At 72.7% G+C, this 19604-nt stretch carries 17 protein-coding genes; 10 read left to right on the top strand and 7 right to left on the bottom strand.

What is annotated here, in order from left to right; all coding sequences use genetic code 11:
• Positions 1-207: 207 nt before the first annotated feature.
• A complete protein-coding gene (locus ACH4F6_RS38905; protein ID WP_030792866.1) occupies positions 208-471 on the bottom strand; it encodes a WhiB family transcriptional regulator in 264 nt (87 codons plus the stop codon).
• A gap of 711 nt (positions 472-1182) precedes the next feature.
• Between ACH4F6_RS38905 and ACH4F6_RS38900 the strand changes: the two genes are divergently transcribed.
• The 4 genes from ACH4F6_RS38900 (at position 1183) to ACH4F6_RS38885 (ending at position 5249) form a co-directional block, all read left to right on the top strand.
• Positions 1183-1725: a cysteine dioxygenase gene (locus tag ACH4F6_RS38900; RefSeq protein ID WP_397965348.1), complete on the top strand. Its 543-nt coding sequence runs from the start codon at positions 1183-1185 to the stop codon at positions 1723-1725.
• A 38-nt stretch (positions 1726-1763) separates the two neighbouring features.
• A complete protein-coding gene (gene cofD, locus ACH4F6_RS38895; protein WP_397965347.1) occupies positions 1764-2723 on the top strand; it encodes a 2-phospho-L-lactate transferase in 960 nt (319 codons plus the stop codon).
• Positions 2720-4030, top strand: coding sequence for a coenzyme F420-0:L-glutamate ligase (locus tag ACH4F6_RS38890; protein WP_397965346.1), 1311 nt, complete (start codon positions 2720-2722; stop codon positions 4028-4030). Before cofD ends, ACH4F6_RS38890 begins: the two co-directional genes overlap by 4 nt.
• A gap of 205 nt (positions 4031-4235) precedes the next feature.
• Positions 4236-5249, top strand: coding sequence for a DNA-3-methyladenine glycosylase family protein (locus tag ACH4F6_RS38885; RefSeq protein ID WP_397965345.1), 1014 nt, complete (start codon positions 4236-4238; stop codon positions 5247-5249).
• A 184-nt stretch (positions 5250-5433) separates the two neighbouring features.
• Here ACH4F6_RS38885 and ACH4F6_RS38880 read toward each other — a convergent pair whose 3' ends face one another.
• Positions 5434-6516 (bottom strand): sugar phosphate nucleotidyltransferase, encoded by a 1083-nt coding sequence (locus ACH4F6_RS38880; protein ID WP_397965343.1) that lies wholly within the window; start codon positions 6514-6516, stop codon positions 5434-5436.
• 209 nt (positions 6517-6725) lie between these two features.
• Positions 6726-8129 (bottom strand): peptidoglycan recognition protein, encoded by a 1404-nt coding sequence (locus tag ACH4F6_RS38875; RefSeq protein ID WP_397965341.1) that lies wholly within the window; start codon positions 8127-8129, stop codon positions 6726-6728.
• A gap of 128 nt (positions 8130-8257) precedes the next feature.
• On the opposite strand from ACH4F6_RS38875, the gene ACH4F6_RS38870 reads away from it, so the two are divergent.
• From ACH4F6_RS38870 to ACH4F6_RS38855, 4 genes are all read left to right on the top strand, one after another.
• Complete coding sequence (locus ACH4F6_RS38870) at positions 8258-9016, top strand: TIGR03089 family protein (RefSeq protein WP_397965340.1); 759 nt, start codon at positions 8258-8260, stop codon at positions 9014-9016.
• Positions 9017-9352: 336 nt separating this feature from the next.
• On the top strand, positions 9353-10546 hold the full coding sequence (locus ACH4F6_RS38865; protein WP_397965338.1) for an LCP family protein: 1194 nt from the start codon (positions 9353-9355) through the stop codon (positions 10544-10546).
• Between the two features lie 267 nt (positions 10547-10813).
• The gene (locus ACH4F6_RS38860; RefSeq protein WP_397965337.1) at positions 10814-12571 is read left to right on the top strand and encodes an LCP family protein; all 1758 of its coding nucleotides are present in this window, start codon (positions 10814-10816) and stop codon (positions 12569-12571) included.
• 91 nt (positions 12572-12662) lie between these two features.
• Positions 12663-14297, top strand: a complete 1635-nt coding sequence (locus ACH4F6_RS38855) for an LCP family protein (protein ID WP_397965335.1) — start codon at positions 12663-12665, stop codon at positions 14295-14297.
• Between the two features lie 22 nt (positions 14298-14319).
• On the opposite strand, the gene ACH4F6_RS38850 is transcribed toward ACH4F6_RS38855, so the two are convergent.
• Positions 14320-15363 (bottom strand): glycosyltransferase family 2 protein, encoded by a 1044-nt coding sequence (locus tag ACH4F6_RS38850; RefSeq protein WP_397965334.1) that lies wholly within the window; start codon positions 15361-15363, stop codon positions 14320-14322.
• Between the two features lie 132 nt (positions 15364-15495).
• Here ACH4F6_RS38850 and ACH4F6_RS38845 point away from each other — a divergent pair, with 132 nt between their 5' ends.
• The gene (locus tag ACH4F6_RS38845) at positions 15496-16944 is read left to right on the top strand and encodes an LCP family protein (RefSeq protein ID WP_397965333.1); all 1449 of its coding nucleotides are present in this window, start codon (positions 15496-15498) and stop codon (positions 16942-16944) included.
• 9 nt (positions 16945-16953) lie between these two features.
• Here the strand turns inward: ACH4F6_RS38845 and ACH4F6_RS38840 are convergent, their stop codons facing one another.
• Positions 16954-17511, bottom strand: coding sequence for an acyl-CoA thioesterase (locus ACH4F6_RS38840; RefSeq protein WP_397965332.1), 558 nt, complete (start codon positions 17509-17511; stop codon positions 16954-16956).
• A 119-nt stretch (positions 17512-17630) separates the two neighbouring features.
• Between ACH4F6_RS38840 and ACH4F6_RS38835 the strand changes: the two genes are divergently transcribed.
• Positions 17631-18917, top strand: coding sequence for an LCP family protein (locus ACH4F6_RS38835; RefSeq protein ID WP_397965331.1), 1287 nt, complete (start codon positions 17631-17633; stop codon positions 18915-18917).
• A 57-nt stretch (positions 18918-18974) separates the two neighbouring features.
• Here the strand turns inward: ACH4F6_RS38835 and ACH4F6_RS38830 are convergent, their stop codons facing one another.
• Entirely contained in the window at positions 18975-19337 is a 363-nt protein-coding gene (locus ACH4F6_RS38830) for a four-helix bundle copper-binding protein (RefSeq protein ID WP_397965330.1), read from the bottom strand.
• Positions 19338-19502: 165 nt separating this feature from the next.
• The coding region (locus tag ACH4F6_RS38825) for an acyl-CoA dehydrogenase family protein (RefSeq protein WP_361368133.1) at positions 19503-19604 on the bottom strand (102 nt) is incomplete at its 5' end.

Raw genomic sequence — 19604 nt, 5'->3', positions numbered from 1 at the left:
GGTGGACACCGGTGCCGTGTGGGGGCGGCGGGGTGTCTCGGACGAGCGCCCACACTATCGGCTGGGCATGAGGACGGCCCGCCCCCTGTGGATGACCACGGGCGACGGGCCGTTCGCAGCGTCCTGCGGATGTCCTGTGCCGGGCGCCGCCGATGCGACGCGCACGCGTGCGGGCCGTCCTCGGCGGCCTCGCGCGGACGGTCCCTCTCAGACGGCCGCCTTCTTGAGTCGTCGGCGTTCCCGTTCGGACAGGCCGCCCCAGATGCCGAAGCGTTCGTCGTTGGCGAGGGCGTACTCGAGGCACTCGGAGCGGACCTCACAGGCGAGGCAGACCTTCTTGGCCTCGCGGGTGGAGCCGCCCTTCTCGGGGAAGAAGGACTCGGGGTCGGTCTGGGCGCACAGTGCGCGCTCCTGCCAGCCGAGTTCCTCGCCCGCGTCGTCGACCAGCAGTTGCTGCACCAGCTCGGTCATGTGCGCCCCTCGCTCTGTCTTTCGCGTCCCCGTGACGTGGCCGTTGACGATGACGGCCGAACGACACGAGTGAAATTACAAGTGTGCTGCTCCGGGCGAGTCAAGCTGAGATCTGCTATTGGGGCCCGGATTCACTCTGCGGAACCAAGGCCGTGCGTTAAGTGTTCAAATCACCATAAACCTCTTCGCACGGCGGAGCCCCGGAGCGTGCCGCACCCCGTACCGCTCGTACGGAGAAGGACGTCCGGACGTTCGATCTCGTTCCGACACGCACGCGGAAGCGAACCGGATCACCGACGGATCACGGGACGACAACGAGGCGTGCGTGCCCGGCTTGTGCGCCTTGTGTCCCGACAATCCGATGCACAAACCTTTCACCTCGCAGATGAACCGGATGAGGTGAACCGGTCCCGCGCACCGGCTGTCGAGTTGACACCGAAGGTGTAAACCGGTGTCCTTGTGGGCATGCTCGCGAACTCGGCATCCACCTCGACCCGCACCGCCGGGTCCCACGGTGCTGCCCGCGCTCGCTGTAGCTGTTGTCACCGTTCCGGCTGTTGATCCCCACGCGTTCCGGCCGGCCCCGGGTCCACTGCGACTCGGCTGCCTGTTCCCCGCCCGTACCCGGGCATCCCCCGTCGCCCGCGATCCGGGCGGACGGCACGTGACACCCAGCCCCCCGCTCTTCTCCGCCGAGGACCCCCCGCACCCATGAACAGCGACAGCGACCTCCAGATCGCCGGCGACATCCTCGAAGTCCCGCACCTCCTCCAGGCCCCGCGCGAGCACCCGGCCACCGTCGCCGAGTTCGTCGGCCTGGCCCGCTCCATCGCCGCCGACCGCGCCGGGTGGGAGCACCTCGTCCGGTACGACGCGACGAGCCGCTGGTACCACCGGCTGCGCACGGGCCCCGGCTACGAGGTGTGGCTGCTGTCCTGGGTGCCCGGGCAGGGCAGCGGGCCGCACGGCCACGGCCGCTCCTCCGGTGTGCTGACCGTGCTGGACGGCGAGCTGACCGAGCACACGGACCGGGGCAGCCGGGTGCTGACGGCGGGGGCGCAGCGCGTCTTCGCGCCGGGGTACACGCACGAGGTCGTCAACGACGCGCTGGAGCCGGCGGTCACCCTGCACGTGTACTTCCCGGGCCTGACCGAGATGCCCGCGCTTCCGTCGTCCCGCCTCCGCCCGGCCGGGAGGACGCCGGAGCAGGCCCTGGTCGCCCCCTACTGCGACGGGCGCGCGGTGACCGCCTGACGCCACCCGTCCGCCCGGCGGCTGACACACTGTTTCCCATGCGCATTGTGGTTCTGGCAGGCGGCATCGGCGGTGCCCGGTTCCTGCGCGGTCTGAAGCGGGCCGCGCCGGACGCGGACATCACGGTCATCGGCAACACCGGGGACGACATCCACCTCTTCGGGCTGAAGGTCTGCCCGGACCTCGACACGGTGATGTACACCCTCGGCGGCGGCATCAACGAGGAACAGGGCTGGGGACGGGCCGACGAGACCTTCCACGTGAAGGAGGAGCTCGCCGCGTACGGCGTCGGGCCCGAGTGGTTCGGACTGGGCGACCGGGACTTCGCCACCCACATCGTGCGGACGCAGATGATCGGCGCCGGCTATCCGCTGAGCGCGGTGACCGAGGCGCTGTGCGACCGCTGGAAGCCGGGCGTGCGGCTGATCCCGATGACCGACGACCGCGTCGAGACGCACGTCGCGGTCGAGGTCGACGGCGAGCGCAGGGCCGTCCACTTCCAGGAGTACTGGGTCCGGCTGCGGGCGTCGGTGCCGGCCCAGGCGATCGTGCCGGTCGGCGCCGAGCAGGCGAAGCCGGCGCCGGGCGTCCTGGAGGCGATCGCCCAGGCGGACGTCGTCCTCTTCCCGCCGTCGAACCCGGTCGTCTCGATCGGCACCATCCTCGCCGTGCCCGGCGTCCGGGAGGCCATCGCCGACGCCGGGGTGCCGGTGGTGGGCCTGTCCCCCATCGTCGGGGACGCCCCGGTGCGGGGCATGGCCGACAAGGTGCTCGCCGCGGTCGGCGTCGAGTCGACGGCGGCCGCGGTCGCCGAGCACTACGGCTCGGGACTGCTGGACGGCTGGCTCGTGGACACCGTGGACGCGGGCGCGGTGGAGCGGGTCGAGGCCGCCGGCATCCGCTGCCGGGCCGTGCCGCTGATGATGACCGACGTCGACGCGGCCGCGCGGATGGCCCGGGAGGCGCTGGCGCTGGCGGAGGAGGTGCGGGGGGCGTGAGCGGGCCCGTCGACACCGGTTACCGGGTGTGGGCCGTGCCCGGTCTGCCCGAGGTGCAGGCCGGGGACGACCTCGCCAAGCTGATCGCCGCCGCCGAGCCGGGACTCCTCGACGGGGACGTCCTGCTGGTCACCTCGAAGATCGTGTCCAAGGCGGAGGGGCGCGTCGTCCGGGCGGACGACCGGGAGGCCGCGATCGACGCCGAGACCGTCCGGGTCGTGGCCCGGCGCGGCGCGCTGCGGATCGTCGAGAACCGGCAGGGCCTGGTGATGGCGGCCGCCGGCGTCGACGCCTCCAACACCCCCGCCGGCACGGTCCTGCTGCTCCCCCGGGACCCGGACGCCTCCGCGCGCGCGATCCGCGACGGGCTGCGCGACGTCCTCGGCGTCGACGTCGGCGTCGTCGTCACCGACACCTTCGGCCGGCCCTGGCGGGCGGGGCTCACGGACGTGGCGATCGGCGCCGCCGGCGTGCGCGTCCTGGACGACCTGCGCGGCGGCACGGACGGGCACGGCAATCCGCTCAGCGCCACCGTCGTCGCGACCGCGGACGAGCTGGCCGCCGCCGGCGACCTGGTGAAGGGCAAGGCCGCCGGACTGCCGGTCGCCGTCCTGCGCGGGCTGCCGCACGTGGTGGCCGACGGCGACGGCGAGGGCGCGCGGGCCATGGTGCGCGGAGCGCGCGACGACATGTTCCGGCTCGGCACGTCCGAGGCGGTCCGGCTGGCGGTCACCCAGCGGCGGACGGTGCGGTCCTTCACGGACGAACCGGTCGACCCCGGGGCGGTCCGGCGGGCCGTCGCCGCCGCCGTCACCGCGCCGGCGCCGCACCACACGACGCCGTGGCGGTTCGTGCTGCTGGAGTCGGCGGGGTCGAGGACCCGGCTGCTGGACGCGATGCGGGACGCCTGGGTCGCGGACCTGCGGCGGGACGGGAAGAGCGAGGAGTCCGTCGCCCGGCGGGTGCGCCGCGGGGACGTGCTGCGCAACGCGCCCTACCTGGTGGTCCCGTGCCTGGTCATGGACGGGTCGCACACGTACGGGGACGCGCGGCGGGACGGGGCCGAGCGGGAGATGTTCGTGGTCGCCGCCGGGGCCGGCGTGCAGAACTTCCTGGTCGCGCTGGCCGGGGAACGGCTGGGGTCGGCATGGGTGTCGTCCACGATGTTCTGCCGGGACGTGGTGCGGGAGGTGCTCGAGCTGCCGCGGGAGTGGGATCCGATGGGGGCCGTCGCGGTCGGGCATCCGGCGGAGGAGCCGAAGGCCCGGGCGGAGCGGGACGCGGGAGGGTTCATCGAGGTGCGGTGAGACCCCTCACCCGGCCTTCCGGTGCCCCCTTCGCGTCTCTTTTCGTTACGTTTCTTCCCGTCGGGTCCGCTCGCGCGGGTCTGTGCGGGGCCTACTCTCGGAGGTCCGTGCCGGGCCCGTTCTCGTGAGGTCCTGGCCGGGCCTGCTCCCGTGGTCCCGGCCGGGCCTCTCGCGGGTCCCCGTTTCCTCCCCAAGGATCTCTCTCGTGTCAGGACGATTCGCTCCGCGGCCCCCGCGTACGACCGTGCGCGGGGGGCACGTCGTCGTTCCCGGCGGGGTGCCGCGGCAGGCCGGTTCCCGGGCGGGGCGGGTACGGACGTGGGTGCCGCAGGGGCCGCTCGAGCTGGGCGTGGTGCTGGGGCCGCTGCGGCGTGGGCCCGGGGACCCGACGTTCCGGGCGACGCCCGACGGGTCGGTGTGGCGGGCCAGTCTGACGCCCGTCGGACCCGGGACCCTGCGGGTGGCCGTGGTGCCCGGGGGCGGTGCGGTGCGGGGGGAGGCCTGGGGGCCGGGCGCGGAGTGGCTGCTGGAGCAGCTGCCGGAGCTGCTCGGCGCCTCGGACGATCCCTCGGCCTTCGTGCCGCGGCACCGCGTCGTGGCGATGGCGCGGCACCGGCGGCCGGGGCTGCGGCTGACGCGGACCGGGCTGGTGCTGGAGTCGCTGATCCCGTCGGTGCTGGAGCAGAAGGTCACCACCGTCGAGGCGTACCGGGCGTGGCGGCTGCTGGTGCGCGCGTTCGGGGAGCCGGCGCCGGGGCCCGCGGCGGGCGGGCGGTTGTGGGTGATGCCCGCGCCTCGGACGTGGGCGCTGATCCCGTCGTGGGAGTGGCACCGGGCCGGGGTCGACGACAAGCGGGCGTCGACGATCCTGCGCGCGGTGCGGGTGGCGGGGCGGCTGGAGGAGGCGGTGCGGATGCCGGCGCGGGACGCGCAGGCGCGGCTGGAGGTCGTGCCGGGGATCGGGCCGTGGACGTCGGCGGAGACCGTGCAGCGCAGCCACGGGGCGGCGGACGCGGTGACCGTGGGGGACCTGCACCTGCCGGGGATCGTGGGGTGGGCGCTGGCCGGGAACCGGTCGGCGGACGACGCGGTGATGCTGGAGCTGCTGGAGCCGTATGCGGGGCAGCGGCACCGGGCGGCCCGGTTGATCCTGCTGAGCGGGCGGGTGCCGCCGCGGCGGGCGCCACGGATGCCGGTGGGGGACATCGGGAAGCTGTGAGGGGCGCGGGGCCGCGGTGGGCCGGCGTCGCTCCCGCCGCCCCCTCCCTTCCCGTGCTCCCCTGAGAAGGCGAGGGGGAACGCCGGTGCCGGGACGGGGCCGAGCGGCCGGTCCCGTTCCCGGCGGCCGGACGGGCCGGTGGGCCCGGCCGGCGTTCGACGTCGCCCTGGCCGTCGTCTTCCGGCTACCGGTCGGAGGAGAAGCGCACCGCTCCCGCCGGGATGCGGGCGTCGCACCACACCCGGGCGCCCTCGCGGAGCTCGTTGTCCGGGCCGACGACGGCGCCGTCGCCGATGACCGTGCCGGTCAGGACGGACCGTTCGCCGACGCGGGCGCGGGTGCCGATGAGGGAGTCGGTGATGACCGCTCCCGGTTCGATCACCGCGCCGGGCAGGATCGTGGAGCCGAAGACGCGCGCGCCCTCCGCGACGAACGCGCCCTCGCCCACCACCGTGCCGCCCGTCAGCTTCGCGTCGGGGGCGACCTTGGCCGTCGGCAGGATCAGCCGGTCGCCGCAGCGGCCGGGGACGGCCGGGGAAGGGGCCCGGCCGAGGACCAGGTCGGCCGATCCCCGGACGAAGGCGGCCGGGGTGCCGAGGTCCAGCCAGTACGTCGAGTCGACCATGCCCTGGAGGTGCGCTCCCGCCGACAGCAGGTCGGGGAAGGTCTCCCGTTCCACCGACACCGGGCGGCCCGGCGGGATCGTGTCGATGACGGAGCGGCGGAAGACGTAGGCGCCCGCGTTGATCTGGTCGGTGACGATCTCCTCGGGGGTCTGGGGCTTCTCCAGGAAGGCCAGGACCCTGCCCGTCCCGTCCGTGGGGACCAGGCCGTAGGCGCGCGGGTCCGTCACCCTGGTCAGGTGGAGGGAGACGTCCGCCCGGGCGGACTCGTGGGTGGCGACCAGCCGGCGGATGTCGAGGCCGGTGAGGATGTCCCCGTTGAAGACGAGGACGGGGTCGTCGGGGCCCGAGCGCAGCCGGGACGCGACGTTGCGGATCGCGCCGCCCGTGCCGAGGGGCTCCTCCTCCGTGACGTACTCGATGTGGAGACCGAGTGACGAGCCGTCGCCGAAGTACGGTTCGAAGACTTCCGCGAGGTAGCTCGTCGCGAGGACGATGTGCTCGACGCCCGCCGCTCTCGCCCGTGCCAGCTGGTGCGTCAGGAACGGCACGCCGGCCGCCCGGACCATGGGCTTGGGCGTGTGCACCGTGAGCGGGCGCAGCCGGGTGCCCTTGCCGCCGACCAGGAGGATCGCTTCTGTCACCTTCGTCTCTGCTTCCTGCCGGGACCGGCCGAACTGTCTTTCGGCCGGCCAGTGTATGCAGACCGTTGCGTGGCAACTTCGATGGCCGTGCGGTGCGGCATGCGGTGTTCCATGCGCTGTCCCCCCGACGGCTGTGGAATGTGCCCCCCGCTGCCCATGGCCTCCGCCCCCGCCGGGGCCTCCCCGGGTCCCGGGCGTCCGCGCCCGCCTCAACGGCCCTGGTAGCGGGCCGCCGTCGAGCGGGTCGAGCCGAGCTTGCCGTAGAGCTGCCGTCCTGGGCATTCCGTGGCGAAGCCGTCCCGGTGACCGGAGATCACGTTCAGTCGTACGTTCTTACCTTTTGCGTAGAGATTGCCACCCCCTGACTTCAGGTATGTCTTTCCGCGCGGATTGGCCCCGAACAGACCCAACTTCCACGCCGTCAGGCGGGCGACGGCCGTCACCGACGCGTCGGACGGCTTGGTCCTGGTGAACGTGCCGAGGACCGCGATCCCCATGCTGTCGGTGTTGAAGCCGAGGGTGTGGGCGCCCAGGACCGGCTTGGTCACGCCCCCGGCGCGGCCCTCGTAGATGTTCCCGCACTTGTCGACGAGGAAGTTGTAGCCGATGTCCCGCCAGCCCATGCTCTTGACGTGGTAGCGGTAGATGCCGCGGATGACCGACGGCGCCTGGGCGCACGTGTAGTTGTTGCCCGAGACCGTGTGGTGCACGAAGGCCGCCTTGACCTTCGTCGTGTAGCGGAAACCGCTCTCCCGCAGTTTCTCGTCGGCGCCCCAGCCGCGGCGCGTGACGAGGCGTGGGCGGGGTCCGATGTACGGCTTCGCCTTCTGGGCGTCCGTCAGGGTGGCGCCGTACAGGGCGAGGAACTCGCGTTCGGTGGCGGCGCGGTCGAGGGCGGGGAGCACGGAGGCCGTCGCGGCCGCCTGGGCGTCGGCGGGGACGGGGGCGCCGACGGGGAGGGCGCGGCCGTGGGGCGCGCCGGCGGGCGCGCGGCCGGGGACGTCCGCCGCTCGGGCCGGCGTGCCGGGATCGACCAGTTCCAGGCGCAGGCCCGAGGGGAGCGGGCCGGCCGCCGGCCCCGTACGGGGGCCGCGGGCGGTGTCCTCCGCACGCGCTCCGGCCGCGGCGGTCACGCGGACCTCCACGCCGTCGGAGTCGCCCACCCACAGCGGGGCGGTGGCGCCGCGGACGCGGCCCGAGGCGTGTTCGGAGGTGTCCGGGTCGGCGCCGTGCTCGGCGGTGTGGGTCTCGAGGTCCCGCCACCCGGACCAGGCGCCGGTGCGGGTGGCGCGGGTGCGGACCTCGACCCGGCCGTGCAGCGCGGTGTCCGGGTCGTCCCAGACGACGCCGAGCAGGGAGAAGGGGGCGACCTCCCTGCGGGTCAGGCCCCGGTCCGCGCCGCCGGTCGCGCGGTCGCGGGCGAGGGGGGTCAGGGGCAGCGACCGGGTGCTGCCGGAGGGAGCGGCGAGGGGGCTCGTGGCCCGGACCGCGGCGGGTACCGTGTCCGCGGCCGGCGCCGGCCGGGCCGTCGCCGCGGTGGCGGGCGGCGTCGGCGAAAGGGCGAGGGCCGCCGAACAGGTGACGCCGATCGAAGAAGCAAGCAATCCACGCATGCCACTGATCGTGGGCATCGCCCCACGTCCGCGCACATCGGGGAACTGACGGGCCGTCGGACCGCGTTCGGCCGAACCGGTGGCGTCGGGGCCGGTGTTCGGCGTTCGCGGCGCGTACGCTTGCGCAGGTGACAGCCACCGACCGCACCCCTGCCGACCTGCTGCGTTCCGCGCTCGCCGCGGATCCCGCGCGCCCGCTGGTGACCTTCTACGACGACGCCACCGGTGAGCGGGTCGAATTGTCCGTCGCCACCTTCGCCAATTGGGTGGCCAAGACCTCGAACCTCCTCCAGGACGGCCTGTCCGCCGAGCCCGGCGACCGGGTGGCGCTGCTGCTGCCCGCGCACTGGCAGACGGCGGTGTGGCTGCTGGCCTGTTCGTCGGTCGGGGTCGTCGCCGACGTGGGCGGGGATCCCGCGCGCGCCGATCACGTCGTGGCCGGGCCCGGTCGTTTCGAGGCGGGGCTCGCCTGCCGGGGCGAGCGGTACGCGCTCTCCCTCGCGCCGCTCGGCCGGCGGTTCGTCCCGGCTCCGCCGGAGGGGTACGCCGACTACGCCGTGGACGTCCCCGGTCACGGGGACCGCTTCCGCGCCTACGCGCCCGTGGATCCGGAGGAGCCCGCGCTGATCGTGGCCGGCGCGGAGTACACGGGCGCGGAGATCGTGGAGCGCGCCCGCGCCGACGCGGCGGACCTCGGCCTGACCGGCCCCGGCTCCCGCCTGCTGTCGGCCCTGCCGTACGACACCTGGGCGGGCCTCAGCGCCGGCCTCTACGCCCCGCTGGCCGACGGCGGCTCCGTGGTCCTCTGCCCGAACCTGGACCGGGCGGACGAGGAGACGGTGGCCCGGCGCATCGACAGCGAACGGGTCACGGCGACGGCCCGGTAGGGCCGGACCCGGCCGACGTCCCGGGTCCGGCTCGTCCCGACGGCCCGGCGGCCCGGGTCCCGCTCGGCCCGGCGGCCCGAGAGCCCGGTGAACCCCGGGCGGCACGCACCACGGCGAACCCAGGGCGGCCCACACCACGGCGAACCCAGGGCGGCACGCACCACGGCGGACCAGGAGCGGCGGCCGGCCGGGACCGGGTGGGCCACGCCCCCACGTCACCCGTTCGGCCCATCCCCACCCGCGCCCGCCCCCCGCTCGCGCCATCGTCGGAGGAGCAGCACGAGGCGTTGGCGAGACGCCACGTTCGTCCGGCGAGCAGGAGGGGCGGGTTCCGGCGTGAGACGTACCGCGGGTGGATCCGGGCCCCTCGGGCCGCAGGGCGGGGCCTTCGCGCACGGGGCGGGGCTCGCGCGGCGGCGGCGCCGGCGGTGGACGCGGTACGGGGTGGGGGCGGCGGCCGTGCTCCTCGCCGGGACCGGCGCGGCGGGGTGGCTGGTGTACGCGAAGCTCGACGGGAACATCACGCCCGACGAGGCCGCCGCGGCGGAACTCGCGCGGTACGCGAAGGAGCGGCCGACCGCGCTGGTGAAGGACGCGCAGAACGTCCTGCTGATCGGGTCGGACTCGCGCTCGGGGCCCGACAACGGCAGGTACGGGCGCGACCGGGGGACCGCGCGGTCGGACACCACGATCCTGCTGCACCTGTCGGCCGGGCGGCGCAGCGCCACCGCCGTCTCCCTGCCCCGCGACCTGATGGTGGACGTGCCCGGCTGCCGGCGGAGGGACGGCTCACGGACCGAGCCGATGTTCGCGATGTTCAACTACGCCTTCCAGACGGGCGGTTCGGCCTGCACGATCCGGACGGTGGAGAAGCTGACCGGGATCCGGATCGACCACCACGTCGTCGTCGACTTCAGCGGCTTCAAGGACATGGTCGACGCCGTCGACGGGGTCGAGGTGTGCGTCGAGGAGCCCATACGGGACAAGGACGCCAAGCTGCGGCTGCCCGCGGGGCGGGTCACGCTCGACGGCGAGCAGGCCCTCGGGTACGTCCGCGTCCGCAAGTCCCTCGGCAACGGCAGCGACACCGACCGCATGGAACGGCAGCAGCGGTTCCTCGGGGCGCTCGTCAACAAGGTGCAGAGCGACGACGTCCTGCTGAACCCGGTGAAGCTCTACCCGGTCCTGGACGCGGCCACCTCCTCCCTCACCACCGACCCGGACCTGGCGAGCCTGCGCGGGCTGTACGAACTCGTGCGCGGTCTGCGCGACGTCCCCACCGACCACGTGCAGTTCCTGACCGTTCCCCGGGAGTCGTACGTCTACAACGCCAATCGCGACCAACTCGTGGAGCCGGACGCGGAAAGGCTCTTCGAACTGCTGCGCACGGACGCACCCGTTTCCGTCGCGCCGGACGGCTCCCCGAATTCCGGCTCCGCGAAGTCGTCCGGTCACCGTGCGTCCGGTACGCCGACGCCGCCGTCGCCCACTTTCCGCGGGAACACGGCCGCCGAGGACACCTGCGGATGAGTAGGTCGCGGGGCCTGCGGGTAAAGCGCTTCCCAAGGGCATGTGTTCCTCCGAACTCCGTTCAAAGGAAATGAGGGGGATTGCCCTGTTGTAGGGACGTGGATTTCGTCACCGCCGTCGCCCCACGCCGAACTGGGCGGATAGTGTGAGCGATCCGGTGCACCGGGCCAGAGGACCGTCCTGGGGTCGTGCACTGTGTGACCGAGACCCGAGCGCCTTTGAGGGGGGAAAGGCGCCGCGTGGCCCCGACGGAGGATTCGGACAACCGTGGACGCGCAAGGCCGTGGGCGGGCGGACAACATCGATCCCGCAGACCAGTGGGTGCTCAATCCGGACACCGGTGAATACGAACTGCGACTGACTCCTTCCACACCGCAGTCGGCGGTCCCCGGACCCCGCAAGCCGCCGTCCCGTCGCCGGGAATCCGGCGGGGCGGACGCGGACGCGTCCGGCGGCCGCACGACGGCTCCGGACCGGACGACCCCGGAGGTGCCGGAGCAGCGCCGGCGCCGGAGCGCGCCGGAGGAGCCGACCCCCGGGCGGCGCGGTCGCCGGCCGGCGAAGAAGAAGTCGAAGGCGAAGAAGATCGTGCTGTGGACCGGCGGGATCACGGCCTTCGCCCTGGTGGGCACCGCCGGTGCGGCCTACCTCTACCTGGAGCACCTCAACGACAACATCACGTCCGTCTCCGACGACGGCGCGAGCACCGGTGGCTTCAACAAGGACAAGGCGATCAACATCCTGCTGATCGGCACCGACAAGCGCACCGGCTCGGGCAACGAGGGCTACGGCGACTCCGGCAGCGTCGGCCACGCCGACACCACGATCCTGCTGCACGTCTCCAAGGACCGGACGAACGCGACCGCGCTGAGCATCCCGCGCGACCTGATCGTGGACGTCCCGGACTGCCCGACCGCGCAGGAGGACGGCTCCACGAAGGTCATCGCGGGCACGCAGAACGTCCGCTTCAACACCAGCCTCGGCCAGGGGGGCCGTACGCCGAGCTGCACCGTGCGCACGGTCACCGAGCTGACCGGGATCCAGGCGGACAATTTCATGGTCGCCGACTTCAACGCGGTCAAGACGCTGACGACCGCGGTCGGCGGGGTCGAGGTGTGCCTGGCCAAGGACATCGACGACCCCGACTCGCACCTGAAGCTGTCCAAGGGCACGCACACCATCGAGGGCGAGCAGGCGCTGGCGTACGTGCGCACCCGGCACTCGGTGGGCTTCGGCGGCGACCTGAGCCGGATCCAGATCCAGCAGCAGTTCCTCAGTTCGCTGATGCGCAAGCTGAAGTCGAACGACACGCTCACCAGCCCCAGCAAGATGATCAAACTGGCGGAGGCGGGCACCGAGGCGCTGACCGTCGACTCCCAGCTCGACAGCATCGGCAAGCTGAAGGACCTCGGGCTGGAGCTGGGCAAGCTCAACACCAAGAACCTGACCTTCACCACCGTCCCGGTGGTCGACAACCCGGCCGAGACGGTGAAGTCCACGGTCGTCCTCAAGGAGGCGGACTCCGCCACCGTCTTCCAGATGATCAAGGACGACGTCTCCTTCACCGAGGTCAAGCAGAAGGAGCAGGCGTCGAAGGACGCGGCGGCCTCGGCCGCGGCGGCCCGTCTGAAGGGCACCCAGTCCGCGGCCTCCGAGGTGCGGGTGCGGGTGATGAACGGCGGCGCCCCGGCCGGCAGCGCACAGGAGACTCTCAGCTGGCTGCAGAATGATGAGGGCGTGACGAAGTCCGAGAACGCGGGCAACGCGCCCGCCGAACTCAGCAAGACGACGCTCGAGTACGCGCCCGACCAGGCCGACCAGGCCCGCAAGCTCGCCGCCATCATGGGGCTGCCCGGGACCGCGCTGAAGCCGGGCGAGAGCGTCGACAACGCCCAGGGGCTGCCGACGATGACGTTGACCCTGGGCAAGGACTTCAAGGGCGCGGGCGTCTCGATGACGGCCGCGACGAAGGTGCCGGACACGGTGCAGAAGTCCACGGCGGACAAGGTCGAGTGCGCCAAGTAATCGCCAAGTAGGTAACCCTGCGGGCCCGTCGTGCGTCTGACTTGACGCGGGACGGGCCCGTGTCAGGCGCACGGCGGGGAGGGCAGGGGAAGTGGCGCGGAGCAGTGTGCGGGGGAGCGCTCCCGAGGTCGAGGACGCGACGTCCACGACGACGGCGGACCAGGACGCGTCCGAGGACGGACACGACGGCGGCGACGGGGACTCCGGAGCGGGCGGCGGCGGGAACAGACGGCGCAGACGGCGTGTGCTGCGCTGGTCGGCGACGGTGCTGTCGCTGGTGATACTCGGCGGCGCGGGTGCGGGTTACCTCTACTACGAGCACCTGAACGCCAACATCAAGAGCGAGGACCTGAACCTGGGCGACGCCAAGGACCGGGCGGCCGAGACCAAGGCCAACGCGGCCGGGCAGAAGGCGCTGAACATCCTGCTGATCGGCTCCGACGCCCGGGACACCGCGGAGAACCAGAAGCTCGGCGGCGCCCGGGACACCTTCGGCGGCACCCCGCTCGCGGACGTCCAGATGCTGCTGCACGTGTCGGCGGACCGCAGCAACATGTCGGTGGTCAGCATGCCGCGCGACACGCTGCTGGACATACCCAAGTGCACCGACCCCGACGACGGGACCGTGTACGCGGCGCGGACCCGGGCGATGACGAACGAGTCCCTCGGCCGTGGCGGCCCGGGCTGCACCGTGGCCACGTGGGAGAAGCTCACGGACATCCACATCGACCACTTCATGATGATCGACTTCGCCGGCGTGGTGTCGATGGCGGACGCGATCGGCGGCGTACCGGTGTGCGTGGACGCCAACGTCTACTCGCACACCAGCGACGGCAAGGGCTCCGGACTGAAGCTGGAGGAGGGCACGCACGACATCAAGGGCCGGCAGGCCCTCCAGTGGCTGCGCACCCGCTACGGCTTCGAGGACGACACCGACCTCGCCCGCGCCAAGGCGCAGCACATGTACATGAACTCGATGGTCCGTCAGCTGCGCTCCGAGGCCAAGCTGTCCAACCCGAACGCGCTGCGCAAGCTCGCCGAGGCGGCCACGGAGGCGATCACCGTCGACGACGGCCTGGACAGCATCAAGAAGATGTACGACCTGGCGAACGAGCTCCAGAAGGTGCCGACCGAGCGCATCACCATGACGACGATGCCGAACCGCTACGTCGGCAGCCGCGTGGAGCCCACCGAGGACGCGGCGAAGCTGTTCCGGCTGGTCCGCGAGGACATCGCGCTCGACGGCAAGGACACCGAGAAGGCCGCCCCCTCCGCGAGCCCGTCACCGACGGCCACGGACCCGGCCGCCCCGGACGGCGAGATCGCCGTCCAGGTCCACAACAGCACCTACACCGACGCGCTGGGCGCGGCGCGCGGGCGGGCGACGGCGGTGAAGCAGCTGCTGGCCGGGAAGGGCTTCGCCCGGGCCGTGGCGGACACCTCGCCGGCCACGGCCGAGGACAGGACGGTGATCCGCTACCCGAGCGCCGACCTCCAGGGCGACGCCCAGCGGGTGGCGAAGGTCCTCGGCATCCCGGCGAGCCAGGTGACGAGGTCCACCGACGTCTCCGGCGTCACCCTGTTCGTCGGCGCGGACTGGCGGTCGGGCTCGGCGTACCGGCCGGCGGCCGAGGAGACCGACGACAGGACCCCGGAGTCGGCGCAGACGATGAACGCCTCCGACACCAGCCAGTGCATGCACGTGGACCCGGACTACACCTGGTAGTCCGGGTCCGGTCCGGCGGTGCTCAGCGCGAGCCGAGGACCGCCGGGCGGCGGGAGGCGATGACCCTCTTCGCCAGCGACTTCGGGCTGGTCAGGAAGCCCCAGCCCCACGACATGTGCATGGTGGCCAGCGCGACGGGGATCTGCAGCCGGGCCTTCAGCGGCAGCCCCCGGCCGGCCGGCACCGACCCGGCGGCGATCGCCGCGAGGTAGCCGCCGGGGACGACGAAGCCGAGCGGGGTGAGGGCCGCGCCGACCACCAGCCCGGCGGCTATCGCGCACACCGCGGTGGGCGGGGCGAGGTAGCGCAGGTTGATGGAGCCCTCGTGGTAGCGGGCGACGACGTGCCGCCAACGGCCGTAGTCCTTGTACTGCTTGGCGAGCGCCCGCACGCTGGGGCGCGGCCGGTACGACACCTTCAGCTCCGGCGAGAACCAGATCAGCCCGCCCGCCTCACGGATGCGGAAGTTCAGCTCCCAGTCCTGCGCGCGGATGAACTCCTCGTTGTAGCCGCCCTGCTGCTCCAGGGCCTCGCGCCGGAACACGCCGAGGTAGACGGTCTCGGCGGGGCCGGCCTGACCGCCGGTGTGGAAGGCGGCGTTGCCGACCCCGATCTTCGAGGTCATGGCGGCGGCGACGGCGTGCTCCCAGTCGTTCTCGCCCTCGGCGTGCATGATGCCGCCGACGTTCTGCGCGCCGGTCTCCTCCAGGAGCCGTACGGCGGTGGCGATGTAGTTCGGCGAGAGCATGCCGTGCCCGTCGACGCGGACCACGACCGGATGGCGCGAGGCCTTGATCGCGGCGTTGAGCGCGGCGGGCGTGCGCCCCGTCGGGTTCGGGACGGTGTGCACGCGCTTGTTCCCGTGGGACGCGGTTTCGGCGACGAGCTCGGCCGCGATCTCGTCCGTGCGGTCCGTGGACGGACCGAGGGCGATCACGACCTCCATCTCGCCGGCGTACTCCTGCGCGAGGATCGCTTGGACGGCTCCGCGCAGGTGCCGCTCCTCGTTGAGGACGGGCATGATGACGGACACGGCGGGGAGCTGCACGTCGGACTTGGCGTTCATAGGGGGCTCACGTTACCGCGAACGGGGGACACGCTCGCGCCCCGCCGGGTGTGCTGCCCCGGACTGCAGATCGTATGGGCCTACGGTGCTCACGGCTCCCCCTCGTACGGCCGTCGCCCGGAGGTGACCCGCATGTCCCCGATCCCGACCCGGTCCCCCGCCTCCCGGCCGCCGCGCCGTCCGGTGCACCCCCTGCGCAGGAAGCGGCCCCGCTGGGCCATGCGGGCGGCGATGACCCTGTCGGTCGTCGTCCTGGCCTCCGCGGGCATCGGCCACTCGGTGGTCGCCGGTCTCGACGCGGACATCGCCCGCGTCGACCCCTTCAAGGACATGAAGAACCGCCCCCGGGCCGGTCACGGCATGAACGTGCTGCTGGTCGGCACCGACGGCCGCGACAGGATCACCGAGCAGGAGCGCCGGCGCTACCGGCTGGGCGGGGCGCCCTGCCACTGCACGGACACCCTGATGATCGTGCACATCTCCGACGACCGGAAACGGGCGAGCGTGGTGAGCCTGCCGCGCGACTCCTACGCCGAGACGCCCCCGCACACCGACCGGACGACCGGCAGGACCCACCGGGGCCACCCGCTGCGGGTCAACGCCGCGTACGCGGAGGGCGGCCCGCAGCTGACCGTGCGGACGGTCGAGCACATGACCCGTGTGAAGATCGACCACTACCTGGAGGTCGACTTCACCAGCTTCATGAAGACGGTGGACGTCCTCGGCGGGGTGAAGGTCTGCACGGCGCTGCCCCTCAAGGACGCGTACACCGGCCTGGACCTCCCGCCCGGCACGCACACCCTCAAGGGCGGCGAGGCCCTCCAGTACGTCCGCTCCCGGCACCTCGACGCCGACTCCGACTTCGGCCGGATGAGGCGCCAGCAGCGTTTCCTGGCGGCGCTGGTCGACCGGGCCACCTCCTCCGGCGTCCTGCTGAACCCGCTGAGGTTCCGCGACGTGGCGCGGGCCGTGCTGGGCTCGGTGCGGGCGGACCGCGGCTTCGGCGCCGACGAGCTCCTCGCCCTCGGCCGCGCGATGCGCACCTTCTCCCCGTCCTCCTCCGAGTTCACGACCGTCCCCGTCGCCCAGATGGGACACGTCGTGAAGGGCATCGGCTCGACCGTGAAGTGGGACCCGGTCAAGGCGGAGCAGCTGTTCAGGTCGCTGCGCGACGACAAGCCCCTCGCCTCGGTGCGCAAGCGCGGCGCGGCGACGGGCGTCGAGGTGGACCCGCGCCGGATCCACGTCCAGGTCGAGAACGGCACCCCCACCGCCGGCCTGGCCACCCGGGTGGACGCGGCGCTGGCGGCCACCGGCTTCCGTACCAGCGGCCGCCCGACCCCGGCGCCCGACCGCACCGTCCGGCACACGGTCATCACCTACGACCCGCGCTGGGACCGCTCCGCGAGGTCCCTGGCGGCGGCCCTCCCCGGCAGCCGGCTGCGGCCCCTGCCCGGCCTCGGGCCGACGCTGAGGGTGACGGCCGGCGCCGACTTCCGGCAGGTGCGCAAGGTGCGGGCGCGGGAGCCGGGACAGGGCGAGTTCGGGGTGGTGCGGGGGAACGAGGCGAGGTGCCCCTGAGCGGCCGGGTCAGTCGTCGAACCCCTCGGCCGCCCGCCGCTCCCGCAGCTCCATGATCGCCCGCCGGCGGGCCAGCCGGTGGGTGCGGCGGATCTGGGCCTCCTGGCAGCGCCGCTTGTCCCGTTCGGTCTCCGGTATCACCGGCGGCACCCGACGCGGCTTGCCGTCGGCGTCGACGGCGGCGAAGACGAGGTAGGCGGAGCCGACCTGGGTGGGCGGCGTGGACTCGTTCCAGCGCTCGGCCAGCACCCGTACGCCGACCTCCATGGAGGTCCGCCCGGTCCAGTTGACCTGGGCCTTCACATGGACGAGGTCACCGACGCGCACCGGCTCCAGGAAGGCCATCTCGTCCATGGACGCGGTGACGGCGGGACCGCCGGAGTGCCGGCCGGCCACGGCGCCCGCCGCGTCGTCGACGAGCTTCATGATCACACCGCCGTGCACCGTGCCCAGGAGGTTGGTGTCGTTGTGGGTCATGATGTGGCTGAGCGTGGTGCGGGAGGCGGAGGTGGGCTTGCCCGGGATGCCCGAGGCGTCCGACTCCGCTGCGGTGACCTGGTCTGTCATGTCCTCCACCTTATGCCGAGGGGGACAAGCCGGGACTTTGTGTCAGCTTGGCCACAGCGGGGCCCTGATTCCTCGACGACCCTGTAAGCCGTACGGCCCTGACCGGCACACTGGGGCGCATGAACGAGTGGCCCGAGGGATCGTCCGACGACAACCGCGGCTCCCGGTACGGAAGCGGCAGCGCGAGCGCAACGCCCGAGGGCGCGCGCGTGATGCGGCAGGTCCGCCGCGGCCGGCCCGCCCCGCCGAGCGCACCCGGCGTCCCCCCGCAGCCGTCGTACGTCGACGGCCGGGGGTACGGCGACTTCACGAACGCGCAGAACACCGGATACGACAGCGGCTACAACACGGGCCAGGTCTACGGCGGCTCCGGCGGGGGCGGCCCCGCCGGCCCCGGTGACGCGTACGGCCGCGGTCCGCGCCCCGCGCCGAACTGGCGGCGCCGCATCAAGTGGACCGCGATCACCGTCGTGACCGTGCTGACCGTGACGACCGTCGCCACGTACTTCTGGGCCGACTCCAAGCTCCAGCGCGAGGTCGACCTGTCGAAGGTCATCGACCGGCCCGAGGGGGGCGAGGGCACCACCTACCTGATCGTCGGCTCCGACAGCCGCGAGGGCATGTCCGCGGAGGAGAAGAAGGAGCTGCACACCGGCTCCGCCGAGGGCAAGCGCACGGACTCGATGATGATCCTGCACACCGGCTCCAACGGCGACACCCTGATCTCCCTGCCGCGCGACTCGGACGTGGAGATACCGTCGTTCGTCGGCTCGGAGTCCGGCAAGCGGTACGAGGGCACGGGCCGGCACACCAAGCTGAACGCCGCGTACGCGGAGGACGGCCCCGAACTGCTGGTGCGCACGGTCGAGTTCAACACCGGTCTGCGCATCGACCACTACGTGGAGATCGGCTTCGCCGGCTTCGCGAACATCGTGGACGCGGTCGGCGGTGTCGAGATCGACATCCCGCAGGACATCAAGGACACCAAGTCCGGCGCCGACTTCAAGAAGGGCAAGCAGACGCTGAACGGCGAGGAGTCCCTCGCCTTCGTCCGCACCCGGTACGCGCTCGCGGGCTCCGACCTCGACCGCACGAAGAACCAGCAGAAGTTCCTCGCGGCCCTGGCCAACCAGGTGGCCACGCCGGGCACGGTCCTCAACCCGTTCAAGCTCTACCCGACCATGGGCGCGGGCCTGGACTCCCTGATCGTCGACAAGGACATGGGCCTGTACGACCTGGCGTCGATGTTCTTCGCGATGAAGGGCGTCAACAGCGGCGACGGCAAGTCGATGAACATGCCGATCTCCGGTTCCTCCGGCAGCAACCTCGTCTGGGACAAGACGAAGGTGAAGCAGCTGGTCGAGCAGCTGAAGAACGACGAGAAGGTCACGGTCTCGGGCAACTGACGGGCGGGTCGGTCAAGGGCACCCGCGGGGGTGCCCTCGACCGCTTTCAGGCAGCGGTCACATGGTCGCGCCCGCCATCGCGCGGCACATCTCGGCACAACGGCGACACGCCTCGGCGCAGCGCATCATCTGCGCGTCGTCCGCCATGGACATGCACGCCTCGGCGCACATGTCGCACGCCTTGGCGCACATCGCGCACATCTCGGTCGCCATCGGCGACCGGCGCATCATCATGTCGGCGCACATGCGGGTGGTCTCCGAACAGTCCATGAGCGCGCGCATGATCTGCATCTGGGCCTGGCCGCCCATCTGCAGGCAGGAGCTCATGGTCTCCTCGCACATGGTGTGGCAGGACATGCAGGCCTCGACGCAGTCCTGCATCTCCTTGCTCATGGGGGTCGTGCTCGCGGGCTGGGTCATGGCTCCTCCTGGGGAGGACGGAAGGTGGGGCCCGGAAAGCGGGCTCCCCGTGCACTTCCGTGGTACGCCTCCTCGCCCCCGCGCGCCATCGGGCGGCGGCACGACGGCCCCCGGCGCACCGCCGGGGGCCGTCGTCCGCGCACGTCGGACCGGGTGCGGCAGCCGTCAGGGGAGGTTGCGGGCCATGACGATGCGCTGGACCTGGTTGGTGCCCTCGTAGATCTGGGTGATCTTGGCGTCGCGCATCATGCGTTCGACCGGGTAGTC

Origin of the sequence: Streptomyces sp. NPDC017936, assembly GCF_044328485.1 — a bacterium.
GTDB lineage: Bacteria > Actinomycetota > Actinomycetes > Streptomycetales > Streptomycetaceae > Streptomyces.
The sequence above is the reverse complement of the archived record's forward strand: the minus strand, read 5'-3'. Positions and strand labels throughout refer to the sequence as shown.

What these genes read in the sequence shown, in the direction of transcription:
- ACH4F6_RS38875 (WP_397965341.1), bottom strand. Translation starts at nt 8,129, where the DNA reads ATGCGTGGATTGCTTGCTTCTTCGATCGGCGTCACCTGTTCGGCGGCC.
- ACH4F6_RS38845 (WP_397965333.1), top strand. Translation starts at nt 15,496, where the DNA reads ATGTCCCCGATCCCGACCCGGTCCCCCGCCTCCCGGCCGCCGCGCCGT.
- ACH4F6_RS38900 (WP_397965348.1), top strand. Translation starts at nt 1,183, where the DNA reads ATGAACAGCGACAGCGACCTCCAGATCGCCGGCGACATCCTCGAAGTC.
- ACH4F6_RS38905 (WP_030792866.1), bottom strand. Translation starts at nt 471, where the DNA reads ATGACCGAGCTGGTGCAGCAACTGCTGGTCGACGACGCGGGCGAGGAA.
- ACH4F6_RS38850 (WP_397965334.1), bottom strand. Translation starts at nt 15,363, where the DNA reads ATGAACGCCAAGTCCGACGTGCAGCTCCCCGCCGTGTCCGTCATCATG.
- ACH4F6_RS38835 (WP_397965331.1), top strand. Translation starts at nt 17,631, where the DNA reads ATGAACGAGTGGCCCGAGGGATCGTCCGACGACAACCGCGGCTCCCGG.
- cofD (WP_397965347.1), top strand. Translation starts at nt 1,764, where the DNA reads ATGCGCATTGTGGTTCTGGCAGGCGGCATCGGCGGTGCCCGGTTCCTG.
- ACH4F6_RS38830 (WP_397965330.1), bottom strand. Translation starts at nt 19,337, where the DNA reads ATGACCCAGCCCGCGAGCACGACCCCCATGAGCAAGGAGATGCAGGAC.
- ACH4F6_RS38840 (WP_397965332.1), bottom strand. Translation starts at nt 17,511, where the DNA reads ATGACAGACCAGGTCACCGCAGCGGAGTCGGACGCCTCGGGCATCCCG.